Source organism: Paraburkholderia sp. EG287B (assembly GCF_040965595.1).
In the GTDB taxonomy this organism is placed as follows: Bacteria; Pseudomonadota; Gammaproteobacteria; order Burkholderiales; family Burkholderiaceae; genus Paraburkholderia.
This window is the reverse complement of the sequence record NZ_JBFRCG010000006.1, coordinates 370,474-383,386: the sequence shown is the minus strand read 5'-3', so window position 1 is coordinate 383,386 and position 12,913 is coordinate 370,474. Positions and strand designations below refer to the sequence as shown.

The 12,913-nt window shown below is 64.5% G+C and carries 12 protein-coding genes and 1 pseudogene; 10 read left to right on the top strand and 3 right to left on the bottom strand.

Going from position 1 to position 12,913, the window contains the following annotated elements:
* The first annotated feature begins 10 nt into the window (after positions 1-10).
* Genes sufC through AB4Y40_RS13200 form a run of 6 tightly spaced genes read left to right on the top strand, consistent with a single transcriptional unit; the run spans position 11 to position 4,533 of the window.
* Positions 11-823 (top strand): Fe-S cluster assembly ATPase SufC, encoded by an 813-nt coding sequence (gene sufC / locus AB4Y40_RS13225; protein WP_368688053.1) that lies wholly within the window; start codon positions 11-13, stop codon positions 821-823.
* On the top strand, positions 820-2,145 hold the full coding sequence (gene sufD, locus AB4Y40_RS13220) for a Fe-S cluster assembly protein SufD (RefSeq protein ID WP_368688052.1): 1,326 nt from the start codon (positions 820-822) through the stop codon (positions 2,143-2,145). The genes sufC and sufD overlap by 4 nt, the downstream gene beginning before the upstream one ends.
* Positions 2,142-3,395: a cysteine desulfurase gene (locus AB4Y40_RS13215; protein WP_368688051.1), complete on the top strand. Its 1,254-nt coding sequence runs from the start codon at positions 2,142-2,144 to the stop codon at positions 3,393-3,395. The genes sufD and AB4Y40_RS13215 overlap by 4 nt, the downstream gene beginning before the upstream one ends.
* Positions 3,392-3,844 (top strand): Fe-S cluster assembly sulfur transfer protein SufU, encoded by a 453-nt coding sequence (gene sufU / locus AB4Y40_RS13210; RefSeq protein WP_069262276.1) that lies wholly within the window; start codon positions 3,392-3,394, stop codon positions 3,842-3,844. Before AB4Y40_RS13215 ends, sufU begins: the two co-directional genes overlap by 4 nt.
* A gap of 28 nt (positions 3,845-3,872) precedes the next feature.
* Entirely contained in the window at positions 3,873-4,199 is a 327-nt protein-coding gene (locus AB4Y40_RS13205) for an SUF system Fe-S cluster assembly protein (RefSeq protein ID WP_368688050.1), read from the top strand.
* A 1-nt stretch (position 4,200) separates the two neighbouring features.
* Complete coding sequence (locus tag AB4Y40_RS13200; RefSeq protein WP_368688049.1) at positions 4,201-4,533, top strand: non-heme iron oxygenase ferredoxin subunit; 333 nt, start codon at positions 4,201-4,203, stop codon at positions 4,531-4,533.
* Between the two features lie 29 nt (positions 4,534-4,562).
* On the opposite strand, the gene AB4Y40_RS13195 is transcribed toward AB4Y40_RS13200, so the two are convergent.
* Entirely contained in the window at positions 4,563-6,506 is a 1,944-nt protein-coding gene (locus tag AB4Y40_RS13195; RefSeq protein WP_368688048.1) for an aconitate hydratase, read from the bottom strand.
* A 176-nt stretch (positions 6,507-6,682) separates the two neighbouring features.
* On the opposite strand from AB4Y40_RS13195, the gene AB4Y40_RS13190 reads away from it, so the two are divergent.
* From AB4Y40_RS13190 to AB4Y40_RS13180, 3 genes and pseudogenes are all read left to right on the top strand, one after another.
* Positions 6,683-6,898 (top strand): hypothetical protein, encoded by a 216-nt coding sequence (locus AB4Y40_RS13190; protein ID WP_368688047.1) that lies wholly within the window; start codon positions 6,683-6,685, stop codon positions 6,896-6,898.
* Between the two features lie 69 nt (positions 6,899-6,967).
* Positions 6,968-7,714: an SDR family NAD(P)-dependent oxidoreductase gene (locus AB4Y40_RS13185; protein WP_368688046.1), complete on the top strand. Its 747-nt coding sequence runs from the start codon at positions 6,968-6,970 to the stop codon at positions 7,712-7,714.
* A 436-nt stretch (positions 7,715-8,150) separates the two neighbouring features.
* A pseudogene (locus AB4Y40_RS13180) lies at positions 8,151-9,710 on the top strand (phospholipase C); the annotation flags it as partial.
* A gap of 95 nt (positions 9,711-9,805) precedes the next feature.
* Here the strand turns inward: AB4Y40_RS13180 and AB4Y40_RS13175 are convergent.
* The gene (locus AB4Y40_RS13175; protein ID WP_368688045.1) at positions 9,806-11,176 is read right to left on the bottom strand and encodes an MFS transporter; all 1,371 of its coding nucleotides are present in this window, start codon (positions 11,174-11,176) and stop codon (positions 9,806-9,808) included.
* A gap of 266 nt (positions 11,177-11,442) precedes the next feature.
* Between AB4Y40_RS13175 and AB4Y40_RS13170 the strand changes: the two genes are divergently transcribed.
* A complete protein-coding gene (locus tag AB4Y40_RS13170) occupies positions 11,443-12,183 on the top strand; it encodes a hypothetical protein (RefSeq protein WP_368688044.1) in 741 nt (246 codons plus the stop codon).
* 8 nt (positions 12,184-12,191) lie between these two features.
* Here AB4Y40_RS13170 and AB4Y40_RS13165 read toward each other — a convergent pair whose 3' ends face one another.
* Positions 12,192-12,872, bottom strand: coding sequence for a hypothetical protein (locus AB4Y40_RS13165; RefSeq protein ID WP_368688043.1), 681 nt, complete (start codon positions 12,870-12,872; stop codon positions 12,192-12,194).
* Positions 12,873-12,913: the final 41 nt, after the last annotated feature.

The window sequence follows — 12,913 nt, the reverse complement described above, 5'->3', positions numbered from 1 at the left end:
GGAGAAAAGAATGCTGGAAATTCGCAATCTGAATGTCGAAGTGGAAAGCAAGCCGATTCTGCGCGGGGTGGATTTACGCGTGAATGCGGGCGAGGTTCACGCGATCATGGGGCCGAACGGCTCCGGCAAAAGCACACTCGCCCATGTGCTGGCGGGGCGCGAGCAATACGTGGTCACGGGGGGCAGCGTGCAGTACGACGGCTGCGACCTGCTCGCGCTTGCGCCCGACGAGCGCGCGCGCCGCGGGCTCTTTCTCGCGTTTCAGTATCCGGTGGAAATACCGGGCGTGAGCAATATCTATCTGCTCAAGGCCGCGCTCAACGCGCAGCGCAAGCATCGTGGCGAGGCGGAACTCGACGCCATGGACTTTCTCGCACTGGTGAAGGAAAAAATGGCGGCCATGGAGATGAAGGAAGACCTGCTCTACCGGGGCGTGAACGAAGGGTTTTCGGGCGGCGAGAAAAAGCGCAACGAGGTGCTGCAGATGACGGTGCTGGAGCCGCGTCTCGCCATTCTCGACGAGACCGACTCGGGGCTCGATATCGACGCGTTGCAACTCGTCGCCCGTGGTGTGAACCAGATGCGCAGCGCGGACCGGGCCATCGTGCTCGTGACACACTACCAGCGCCTGCTCGACTACATCGTGCCGGACCAGGTGCACGTGCTTTCGCAGGGGCGCATCGTGCGCTCGGGTTCGCGTGAGCTTGCGCTCGAGCTGGAGCGCAAGGGTTATGGCTGGCTCGGCGAGCAGGATGACGACGGACCGGCAGCGGGGCAAGGCGCCGGCACGCAACACACGGCAGCGGCCAGGGAGCAACGATGAGCGAATCAACGCGCGAGCATTACCGCGACGCCTTCCGCACGATGGCGGGGACGCTGGCGGGCGTCGAGCTGCCGTGGTTGCGTAAGGCGAGACGGCACGCGTTCGACCGGTTCGAGACGCTGGGCTTTCCCGGCACGCAACTCGAAGCGTGGAAATACACCAATGTGATGCCGATTGCGAAGCCGCATTGGCATTTCATGCCTTCGGACGGCGAGCAAACCGACTACGCCCGCCTGATCGACGACCTCGTGCCCGCCGACGCGGGCGGCCGTATCGTGTTCGTGAACGGCCGCCACGTGCCGAAGCTCTCGTCCTTGCCGCCTTTGCCGGAAGGCGCGTTCGTCGGCACGCTCGCGCAGGCGATGCGCAGGATTCCTGAGCGGGTCGAATCGATCATGGCGCGGCGTGCGCCCGAGGACGGCTTTGCGGCGCTCAACGGCGCGTTTCGCAGCGACGGCTACGTGGTCGTGCTGCCGCCCGGCTGCGCGCTGGACTGGCCGCTGCACGTGCTGTTCTTCAGCAGCGAGGCCGCGCTCGCCATGCATCCGTTCAACGCGGTGGTGGCGGAGCGGGGGGCGCGTTGCTCGATCGTCGAGCAGTTCGCGGGCATTACCGACGAAGCCTATTTCGTCAACACCGCCACCGAAATCGTCGCCGACGAAGAGGCCGACGTTCAGCATTGCCGCATCCAGCAGGAGGCGCGCAGCGCGTTTCATATCGCGCACGTGGGCGTTTCGCAGCGGCGCGCGAGCCACTTCACCTCGCACTCGTTCGCGTTCGGCGGCGCGTTGTCGCGCACGCAGATCGACACGCGCCTCGATGCGGAAGACGCGCAAGCCGACCTGAACGGCCTGTATTTCGTCAGCGCGCGGCAGCACGTGGATCATCACACGCGCATCGACCATGAGATGCCGCGCGGCACGAGCCGGGAATACTATCGCGGCGTGCTCGACGGCGCTTCGCATGCGGTATTCGATGGCCGCGTGATCGTGCATCAGGACGCGCAGCAGACGAACGCGCATCAAGGCAACGACAATCTGCTGCTCTCGCGCAACGCGGAGATCGACACGAAGCCGCAACTGGAGATTCACGCCGACGACGTGAAGTGCACGCACGGCGCGACCGTCGGCCAGCTCGACGAGAGCCCGCTCTTTTATCTGCGCTCGCGCGGCATGGACGAGCGCATGGCGCGGGCGCTCCTCGTGTGGTCGTTCGCGCGCGTGAGCGTGGATCGCGTGGAAAGCGCCGCGCTGCGCGGCCGGCTCACACAACAGCTGCTCGCGCGCCTGCCCGGCGGCGAGTACCTGCGGGGACTGTCATGAATCTACTCGAACCGGTGGGCATTCCCGACGCCGAAGCGGTCATCGGCTGGCGCCGCGACTTTCCGATTCTGCGGGAAAGCGTGCACGGCAAGCCGCTCGTGTACCTCGACAACGCGGCGACCACGCAGAAGCCCGCGAGCGTGATCGCCGCCGAGCAAGCCTATTACGAGCACGACAATGCCAACGTGCATCGCGGCGTGCATCTGCTGTCGCAGCGGGCGACCGATGCCTACGAGGGCGCCCGCGCGCGCATTGCGCGTTTCATCCACGCGGCGCACGAGAAGGAGATCGTGTACACGCGCGGCACCACGGAAGCGATCAACCTGGTGGCGCAAAGCTACGCGCGGCCGCGCCTTCAACCCGGCGACGAAGTGCTCATCACCGCGATGGAGCATCACTCGAATATCGTGCCGTGGCAGCTCGTCTGCGCGCAGACGGGCGCGCTGCTGAAGGTGGCGCCGATCGACGACGACGGCACGCTCGACCTCGACGCTTTCGCACGCCTGCTCGGCCCACGCACGCGCATGGCGTCGGTGGCGCATGCGTCGAACGCGCTGGGCACCGTCAATCCGCTTGCACAGATGATCGGGCTTGCGCATGCGCGCGGCGTGCCGGTGCTGGTCGACGGCGCGCAGGCGATTGCGCATCTTCCCGTGGACGTGGCCGCGCTCGATTGCGACTTCTACGCGTTCTCGGGGCACAAGATCTACGGGCCCACGGGCATTGGCGCGCTGTATGCGAAGGCTGCGCTGCTGGAAGCCATGCCGCCATGGCAGGGCGGCGGCGACATGATCCGCTCCGTGACGTTCGAGAAGAGCGAGTACAACGTCATTCCGTGGCGCTTCGAAGCGGGCACGCCGAACATTGCCGGCGCGATCGGGCTCGGCGCCGCGCTGGACTACGTCGGTGCGATCGGCCTGGAAGTGGCACAACGGCACGAGGCCGATCTGCTCGCGTATGCCGACGCGGCATTGCGTGCGATGCCTAACGTGCGAAGGATTGGAACGGCGAAAGAAAAACTCGGCATCGTCTCGTTCGTCATGGAGAACGCGCACGCCCACGACATCGGCACGATACTCGATCAATGCGGCGTGGCCGTGCGCACGGGCCATCATTGCGCGATGCCGGTGATGGACCGGTATGGCGTGCCGGCCACGGTGCGCGCCTCGTTTGCGCTGTACAACACGCGCGCCGAAGTCGACGCGTTGCTGGACGGACTTGCGCGCGTCGAGGAGGTGTTTCCGCTATGAGCGACTTGCGCGACCTGTACCAGGAAACGATCTTCGACCATTACCGGCGGCCGCGGAACTGTCACACCGTGCCCGGTGCAACGCATAGCGCCGAAGGCTACAACCCATTGTGCGGCGACCGCGTCACCTTGTATCTGCGTATCGAGGACGGCGTGGTCAAGGACGCCGGCTTCGAGGGCGCGGGGTGCGCGATCGCAACGGCTTCGGCCTCGTTGATGACCGAAGCGCTCAAGGGCCGCACGCAAGCGGAGGTCGAGGCGCTGTTCGAACGCTTTCACGCGATGGCAACGGCGCCTTCGGACCGCCCGGCCTCTGCCGAAGGGCTCGGCAAGCTCGCGGTGCTCGCGGGCGTGCGCGAATTTCCGGCGCGCATCAAGTGCGCGACGCTCGCGTGGCACACGCTGCACGCCGCGTTGCGCGACGAGCGCGGGACCGTATCGACGGAATGACTCTGCGCGTGCCTGGAGGCAATTGACGATGAATACGCAAACGGCGAGCAACGACCTGCGCGAACGCGTGATCGACGCGCTGCGCTCGGTGTTCGATCCGGAGATACCGGTGAACATCTACGATCTGGGGCTCGTGTATCAACTGGACGTGGACGCCGAAACGGGTCACGTGACGATCCGCATGACGCTGACCGCGCCGGGCTGCCCGGTCGCGCAAACCTTCCCCGGCACGGTCGAAGAATACGTGAACGACGTGGAAGGCGTGAGCGAGACGAACGTGGAGCTGGTCTGGGACCCGCCGTGGACGAGAGCGCGCATGTCCGAAGCGGCGCTGCTGCAACTGGGGATGCTCTGACATGGCCGACTGGGTGGACGTGGCGCCATACGCCGAGTTTCAACCGGGTTCCGTACGCAGCGTCGATGTGGACGGCACAGCGGTCGCCGTTTTCAATCTCGACGGGACCTGTTATGCGATCGAGGACACCTGTCCGCACGACGGCGGCGTGCTCACGGGCGGCGACGTGGAGGGCGACGAGGTGATTTGCCCGCGCCATGGCGCCCGTTTTTGCATCAAGACGGGCAAGGTGCTCGCGCCGCCCGCGTATGAGGACGTCGCGGTGTTCGCGGTGCGCGTGGAAGCGGGCATGGTGCAGGTGCGCGATACACGCTGGGACGAAGGCTTTTCCTGAACGCGGCGCCCCTGCCGACGCCGCACGTCTTACGTACGCTGCAATCGCTGCTGTGTCCAGTTGAGCACGCCGCCACTGCGAAGGTACTCGACCTGCCGTTGCGTCAGCGTATGGCGGGTTTCGAGCGTGCGTTTGCCGTCCTCCAGCGTGATCTTCAATGGCTTGCCCGAGGCTAGCGCGGTCTGGATGCCATCGAAATGGAGCATGTCGCCGGCTTTGATCGATTCGTAATCCTGTTCATTGGCGAACGTGAGCGGCAGAATGCCGAAATTCACGAGATTCTGGGCATGAATGCGCGCGAAGCTTTTGGCAATCACCACGCGCAGGCCGAGAAATCGCGGCGCGAGCGCGGCATGTTCGCGGCTCGAGCCCTGCCCGTAGTTGCCGCCGCCAATCACGCAGTGATCGCCCGTGTCGCGCGCGCGTTTCGCGTAAGCGTCGTCGATGCGCTCGAAGGCGAACTCGGCCAGCTTCGGCACGTTGCTGCGAAACGGCAGCACGCGGGCGCCCGCAGGCAAGATTTCGTCGGTGGACACGTTGTCGCCCGCCTTCAGTAACACGGGTAAATCGAAGCTTTCGGGCAAGGGCTCGAAGTCCGGCAGGCTCGCGATGTTGGGGCCCTTCTTCAAGGCGACTTCGGCCGCGTCTTCGCGCGCCAGCGGTCTCGCGAACATGGCGCGATGAACAATGGGGTGATCCGGGTCGCTGATGCGCGGGTAGGGCATGGGCAGCGTGCGCGGGTCGGTGATTTCCCCCGCGAGCGCGGACGCCGCGGCGGTTTCCGGGCTCACGAGACAAACCTTGTCTTCGGGCGTGCCCGAGCGGCCCGGAAAATTGCGCGGCACGGTGCGCAGCGACAGCGTGCTCGTGGCCGGCGCCTGGCCCATGCCGATGCAGCCGTTGCAGCCCGCCTGGTGCAAGCGTGCGCCCGCGTGCAGCAGATCCTGCACGTAGCCTTCGCGCGAGAGCATCTCGAGCTGCGCGCGTGACGTGGGATTGACGTCGAACGACACGCGCTCGTGCACGGCCTTGTCGCGCACAATGGCCGCGGCCACCGCGAAATCGCGGTAACCGGGATTGGCGGAGGAGCCGATATAGGCCTGATAAATGGGCTCGCCGGCCACCTCTTTCACGGTGACCACATTGCCGGGGCTCGAAGGCATGGCGATGAGCGGCACAAGCGACGAGAGATCGATTTCGTCCTCGATGTCATAAGCAGCCCCCTCATCGGCGCCCAGTTCGCTCCAGTCGTTCTCGCGTTGCCAGGCGCGCAAGAAGCGCCGCGTTTCGCGGTCGGAGGGAAATATGCTTGCCGTCGCGCCGAGTTCCGCGCCCATGTTGGCGATGACGTGACGGTCCATCGCGCTCAGACACGCAAGGCCCGGGCCGTGATATTCGATGATCCTGCCAACGCCGCCATCGACGCCATGGCGGCGCAGCATTTCGAGAATCACGTCTTTGGCGCTGACCCAGTCGGGCAGGCTGCCCGTGAGCCGGATGCCCCATATTTGCGGCATGCGCGTGAGGAACGGTTCGCCCGCGATGGCCTGCGCCACTTCGAGCCCGCCCGCGCCGATCGCCAGCATGCCGAGTGCGCCCGCCGCGGGCGTGTGGCTGTCGGAGCCGAGCAGGGTTGCGCCGGGTTTGCCGAAGTTTTCCTGATGGCAGGGGTGGCTCACGCCGTTGCCGGGCCTCGAGTACCACAGGCCAAAACGTTCGGCGGCGCTGCGCAGGAAGAGGTGATCGTCGGCATTGCGGTAATCTTCCTGGATCAGGTTGTGATCGACGTATTGCACGCTGAGCTTCGTTCTTGCGTAATCGAGGCCCATGGCCTCGAGTTCGAGCATGACGAGCGTGCCGGTTGCGTCCTGGGTCAAGGTTTGATCGACGGAGATGCCGATTTCATCACCGGCGGCAAGCTTGCCGTGTACGAGATGTGAAGCGATGAGTTTTTGAGCGACATTGAGGTGCATGATCGTCCCTCATTCTGGGTGGGCATAGGGGCTTTGCAAACGAATGGAGCAATGCCTGCGCCCAGCTGTCGGCGGCATAATGGGTGCGCGGATCGATGCAATGGCCGGTCGACTCGATCACGCCGATCGCGCCGGTTTCCGCGCTTTGCATGCGTTGCAACTATCGAGAGGCATCCATGAAGGCACTGTTCCATCTCGCGGCGGCGGCCGCGGCAGGCACGCTCGTCATGTTCTATCTGGACCCGGTTTCCGGGCCGCGTCGCCGCGCGAAGCTGCGCACGCCGCCGTTTTCGCGCCGTGGCGGCCGTGCGAACGCCCACGGCCATGCGGCCGGGCTGGGCGTAGACGGCGAACTGGCGGGCCCGGGCGGCGGCATCGGCACCGCGCCGTGAGCGCGTCAAGGCGAGCGTCTTGCGCAAGGGCGGCGGTGCAGTGTCAACCCATCGCTGAAGGAGTCCGCCATGTCCGCTCTTTTACCCGACCTCAATCATCGCGTTGCGCTCGTGACCGGCGGCTCGCGCGGGATCGGCCGCGCCATTGCCGTGGCGCTGGCTTCGGCTGGCGCCGCGGTCGGCGTGAACTACCGCCAGCGCGCTGACGAGGCGGACCAGGTCGTCGCGCAGATCGAGAGCGCCGGGGGCCGCGCGCTCGCGGTGCGCGCCGACGTGTCGTCGGCCAGCGAGGTCACGAGCATGATCGGCGAGATCGAGCGCCGCCTCGGCGCGGTCGATGTGCTCGTGAACAACGCCGGCACAGGCACGTTCAGCGACATCGAGTCGCTTACAGAGGCCGAATTCGACCACACGCTCGCCGTCAATCTCAAGTCGGCGTTTCTTTGCACGCAGGCGGTGCTGCCCGGCATGCGCGCGCGCCGCTGGGGGCGCATCGTCAATCTGTCGTCGGCGGCCGCGCGCGGCGGGGGCCTCGTCGGCGTTCATTACAACGCTTCGAAAGCGGGCCTCGAAGGCTTGACGCGCGGCTACGCCTCGCGCGTGGCACGGGAAGGCGTGACCGTGAACGCCGTCGCGCCCGGACCCATCGACACGGAAATGGCCGCGCCGCTGAAAGCCGCGAACGTCGCCGAGCGGCTGCCGGTTGGCCGTCTCGGTGAAGCCGATGAGGTCGCACAGGTCGTGTTGATGGTGGTCGGCAACGGTTTCGTCACGGGGCAGACCATTGCCGTCAACGGCGGCGTCAGTTTCATCTAGGCCGCCTGTTCACTTTCGGCTCGCCGCGTAGCGGCCCGGTTCAATTGGTTCACCTTGTTTGCTAACCGGCGCGCGTCAGCGCGCTGCGCAATCTTCATACCTGAATGTAGTCTGGCTTTATCGCTTCAGCGATTCGGCGTCAAACTTTCCAGTCGAAAATATTTCGTAAGGAGTCTGACGCTGAGCATTCATACCTCGATGCTCTAATCCTCATGCCGTGTAGCCTCCGCATTCAGCTGGCATGAGCGCCACGATGCGAGCTGCATAACGCCTTCACCCGGCTTCACGGTGATCCCGACAATACGAAACCAACCAGGAGCCGAAAATGCAATGGCGTCATGTCGCAGTTGGTTCGCTCACAGCCGCAGCACTCGCATCGACAGTTGCGTGGAGTGCTGGTGACGATCACGACAAGAATCATCCGGAACACAATCACACCGCCACTCCGATCAAGCACCTGGTCGTGATTTATGGCGAGAACGTCTCGTTCGACCACTACTTCGCGACTTATCCGCACGCGACCAACCCGTCCGGCGAGCCTGCGTTCCGGGCGCAACCGGGTACGCCCGAAGTGAACGGTCTTTCTGGCACGCTGCTGACGAAGAACCCGAATTTCACGAACACGGCCAATGGCGCGGGCGCGGCCAATCCGTTCCGTCTGGATCGCACGCAGGCGGCCACGGCCGACCAGAACCACGCGTATACGGCCGAGCAGCAGGCATACGACGACGGCCACGCCGACCTGTTCCCGTTGTACACGGGTAACGGCACGAGCGGCGGCGCCGGCGCGTTCGGCACGAAGGGCCAGGTGATGGGCTATTACGACGGCAACACCGTCACGGCGCTGTGGAACTACGCCCAGCACTTCGCGATGAGCGACAACGCCTATACGTCGACCTACGGTCCGTCGACGCCCGGCGCGCTCGAAGTGGTCTCGGGCCAGACCAACGGCATGAAGGTTGTGCTCACAACCAAGAAGCCTTCGGTCGCCGGTTCGTACTATGTGAACGACGGGCAGAACGGCTTTACGATGATCAACGACGTCGATCCGGCCTACGACCTCTGCTCGAGCGCGACCGATCAGGCGCAGATGACCGGCAAGAATATCGGCGACCTGCTGAACGCGCGTAACGTCTCGTGGGGTGGCTTCATGGGCGGCTTCAACCTCGCGACGACGAACAGCAACGGCACGACCGGCTGCAAGCGCAGCACGGTCTCGCCGGTGGTGGGCGCAGCGACGGCCGACTATATTCCGCACCACAACTGGTTCCAGTACTACGCTTCGACGTCGAACCCGCAGCATCTGCGTCCGAGCTCGCTCGCCGCGATCGGGCACACCGAAGGCAAGAACGGCAACCCCGACCCGGCGAATCACCAGTACGATAGCGACGACTTCTTCGCTGCCGTGAAGGCGGGCAATTTCCCGTCGGTGAGCTTCCTGAAGGCTCCGGCCTACCAGGATGGCCACGCCGGTTATTCGGACCCGCTCGACGAGCAGGCGTTCGTCACGAAGGTCGTGAACTTCCTGCAGGAACAGCATGACTGGGAAGATACGGCCGTGATCGTGGCATGGGATGACTCGGACGGCTGGTACGACCATGCCTACGCGCAGCCCACCAGCGCTTCGTACGACAGCGTGGCCGACCAGCTGACGGCCGCCGGCATCTGCGGCACGGGTTCGGCGCCTGCCGGCCTGAACGGCAAGCCCGTGAACGGCCGCTGCGGTCCGGGCACGCGCATTCCGTTCGTCGTGATCTCGCCGTGGGCGCGCGAGAACTACGTCGACCATACGCTGATCGACCAGTCTTCCGTGGTGCGTTTCATCGAAGACAACTGGCTTGATGGTCAGCGCATCGGCGGCGGTTCGTTCGATGCGACGGCGGGCAGCATCATGGGCATGTTCGACTTCGACCGCCGCGGCCGCGGCCACGAAGACCGCAGGCTGTACCTCGACCCGACGACGGGCGTGGCGCTCGACAAGGCACCGAAGGTCTGAGCGTTCAGGTTCGCTGACCGTTGTTGATGGGTAAAAAGAAGCGCGCCCCTGCGAGATTCGTCAAGCAGGGGCGCGCTGTGTTTTTCAGCAGGCGATCACGCAGGGTGGGAAGCGTGCCCGTGATCGCCTGTTCCGTGCGCGTCGTCGTATTCGCGCGAAATATCCTTGTTCGTGTAATCGCCCATGCGCCAGGCGGCGAGCAGACTGATCACACCGCACACGGCGATATAGATCGCAATGGCATAACCCGTGCGGTAGTACGCGAAGAGCGCCGTTGCGATCAGCGGCGCCGGGCCGCCCGCAATCACGGAAGCGAGCTGATAACCGAGTGAGGCGCCGCTGTAACGCAGCCGACCCGTGAACGATTCGGCGATGAACGCCGCCTGCGGACCATAGAGCATGGCGTGCGGCACGAGCGACAGCACCACGGCCGCGAAAATCAAAGCCGTGTTTTTCGTATCCAGCATGCCGAAGTAGATAAAGCCGAAGATGCCCGCGGCCAACGCGCCGATCATGTACATGCGCTTGCGTCCGATCAGGTCGGACACGTGCCCAAAGAACGGAATGGTCACGAACTGCAGCACGGCGGCAGACAGAACCGCAGTGAGCATGAGGTCGCGCGAAACGTGCAGCGTCTTCACGCCATACGTGAAGACGAAGGCCGTGTAGATGTAGAACGGCGCCTGTTCGGCCATGCGCGCCAATGCCGAGAGGAGAATGTCCTTGGGCTGGCGGCGAATGACTTCGAGCATCGGCGTTTTCTCGATTTTGTTCTCGGCGAGGAGCTTCGCGAAGATCGGCGTTTCGAGAATGCTCAGCCGGATATAGAGGCCGATCGCGACGAGCACGATGCTCAGCAGGAACGGCACCCGCCATCCCCACGTCATGAAGGCGTCTCCGGAGAACGCGCTGACGGCGAGCACCACGAGATTGGCGATAAAGAGTCCCGCCGGCACGCCGAATTGCGGCCAGGAGGCGACGAAGCCGCGGTGCGAATTGGTGCGCGCCCATTCCATCGACATCAAGACAGAGCCACCCCATTCGCCGCCTACGCCCACGCCCTGAATGAAGCGCAGCACCGTGAGCAGAACGGCGCCCCAGATGCCGATGGATGCATAGGTCGGCACAAAGGCCACGGCGAAGGTGGCGAGCCCCATGAGAAGCAGCGTGACGATCAGCGTGGCTTTGCGGCCGACGCGATCGCCGTAGTGGCCGAAGATGGCCGCGCCGACTGGCCGTGCGACGAAGCCCACGGCATAGATCAGAAAGGCTTGCAATGTGCCAACGAGCGGGTCGGATTCGGGAAAGTACAGCTTCGCGAAGATAAGCCCGGTGACAATACTGTAGAGGAAAAAGTCGTACCATTCGATCGTCGTGCCGATGGTGCTGGCAATCACAGCGCGGCGCAACTGACGATGGGCGTCTTCCTCCGAAAGGAGCGTGGCTCCCGGTTGATCGACATTCATTTCGCACCCCCAAGGCAAGGGCGATATGGCCAATGCAAAACGCATGACCAGGGTCCCGGTGGTGCGCAAAAAACGTGCCCAAATCGGCCGGGATGTTGGCTTCGCCGGATCGGGTAGAAGTGATACGTCCCTTGCTATCGCTCCATCCTGATCGGCATGGGTTGAGACGTTGTTATACAACTCGATGATATATCACGTTGTGATGCAGTGTGCGTATTTTGAATGAAATCGCCATGCGGCAGTGCATCACGGAAGACGGAGGCGCGATGACTCCACAGCTATCCTCGCAGGCCCTCAGCCCTTCGGAGTATATTGCGCGGCATCTGCAGAATTTCGCCTCGTCCACGCCGGCTTCGGCGAGCGTCAATCAGCCTCTGCAATTGATCGTGTGGAGTGAGGACGTATTCGTCATCGCGGGCATGCTGTTCGTTGTGCTCGCATGCATCGGGGCGCGCCGGGACAAGTGGGCGCTGTTTACGCTGACTCCCGGGGTGTCGTTCGGCCGGCGTCTTTATCTCTGGTGGTCCTGCGCCTGGCGTCAGTGGCTCGCGAGCGCGCTGCTCTTCGTGGTGGCCTTCTCCGTGTTGCGTCTCTCGCTCGGAAAGATTGCGACGCCGCTCATGGCGTTCGCCGCGAACCGGATGCCGCACGACCTCGCACAATCCTCGCCGGCCATTTCGCTTGCGATTGCCGGCATGCCCTTCATCGTGCCCATGCTCGCGTATTTGCTGCTCAGCCTGCCGCTCGTGGGGTACATGGTGCGACGCGGGCTGGCCGCGCACGCCATGCCCGCGCCCCGGCAGTTCGGCTTCTGGCGCGCCACGCTGCTCGGCGTGATCACTTACGCGTGGACCTTGCCGGCCAGCCTAGCCATTACCAATGTAGGGGTCTCCTCTGCGCAGCCACTCGCGAACGCACTGCGTGCGATCCTGCTCGTGGCATGGGGCATGTATATCGTGCTGCCGCGCCAGGCGCGCAGCGTCGCGCGCCTGGCCGCCCCTCGGTAGCGGGGACTTCAGGCCGCCAGATCGACGACGGCCTTCAGCGGCATCAGTCGCCATTCGCCGGCGGTCGCGAACGCGATGATCTGTGTCAACGCGCCCACGCCGTGCTTGCCGTCCTGCGTGCCGAGCATGTCGTCCTCGCTGAAAATCTCGCCAACGGGCGCAAGCTCGAGCACCGGAACTTGCGCTTCAGCGAGGATATAAAACCATAGCGGCGTGTCGTCCTTGAACGTGTCGCCAAGCACCGGGCTCGCGCCATCCGCATTCAGTGAGGCAATGCGATCGAAGCGGAAGGTCTTCGACGGGTTGCTCGACACCTGGGTGCGGACCACGAGTTCGTCGGGACCGAGCGGCGTCACGCCGAGCGCGCTTGCCACCGTCTCGCCGCTCGGCAGGCCATAGACGTTGCCGCGCAACAGGTTGAGCATGGCGAGCGAGCGAAAGCCCTTTGCCGATGCCAGCTTGTCTGCCGCGGCGGGAATCGGCACTTCGGACACGCTGTGCGGGAGTTGCGATAGGGGATCGACGAGCGATGGATCGAACTTGTACGCGTATTGCAGACGCTTGACGTCGTTCGAAGCATCGTCGGCAACACCGGAGGCGGCCTTGTTCGCGCCGTCGAGTCCGGGGCCGCCTTTTTCGCCCGGCAAGGGATGCTCGCGCGGGAAGAAGCGCTGCCAGTCGTCGATCACGTGTGTTTCGGGCAACCGGTCGAAGCCGACGAGGCTGTCCG

Excerpts from the sequence above, each read along its gene's own strand:
- sufC (WP_368688053.1), top strand. The coding sequence starts at position 11 with ATGCTGGAAATTCGCAATCTGAATGTCGAAGTGGAAAGCAAGCCGATT.
- sufD (WP_368688052.1), top strand. The coding sequence starts at position 820 with ATGAGCGAATCAACGCGCGAGCATTACCGCGACGCCTTCCGCACGATG.
- AB4Y40_RS13215 (WP_368688051.1), top strand. The coding sequence starts at position 2,142 with ATGAATCTACTCGAACCGGTGGGCATTCCCGACGCCGAAGCGGTCATC.
- sufU (WP_069262276.1), top strand. The coding sequence starts at position 3,392 with ATGAGCGACTTGCGCGACCTGTACCAGGAAACGATCTTCGACCATTAC.
- AB4Y40_RS13205 (WP_368688050.1), top strand. The coding sequence starts at position 3,873 with ATGAATACGCAAACGGCGAGCAACGACCTGCGCGAACGCGTGATCGAC.
- AB4Y40_RS13200 (WP_368688049.1), top strand. The coding sequence starts at position 4,201 with ATGGCCGACTGGGTGGACGTGGCGCCATACGCCGAGTTTCAACCGGGT.
- AB4Y40_RS13195 (WP_368688048.1), bottom strand. The coding sequence starts at position 6,506 with ATGCACCTCAATGTCGCTCAAAAACTCATCGCTTCACATCTCGTACAC.
- AB4Y40_RS13190 (WP_368688047.1), top strand. The coding sequence starts at position 6,683 with ATGAAGGCACTGTTCCATCTCGCGGCGGCGGCCGCGGCAGGCACGCTC.
- AB4Y40_RS13185 (WP_368688046.1), top strand. The coding sequence starts at position 6,968 with ATGTCCGCTCTTTTACCCGACCTCAATCATCGCGTTGCGCTCGTGACC.
- AB4Y40_RS13175 (WP_368688045.1), bottom strand. The coding sequence starts at position 11,176 with ATGAATGTCGATCAACCGGGAGCCACGCTCCTTTCGGAGGAAGACGCC.
- AB4Y40_RS13170 (WP_368688044.1), top strand. The coding sequence starts at position 11,443 with ATGACTCCACAGCTATCCTCGCAGGCCCTCAGCCCTTCGGAGTATATT.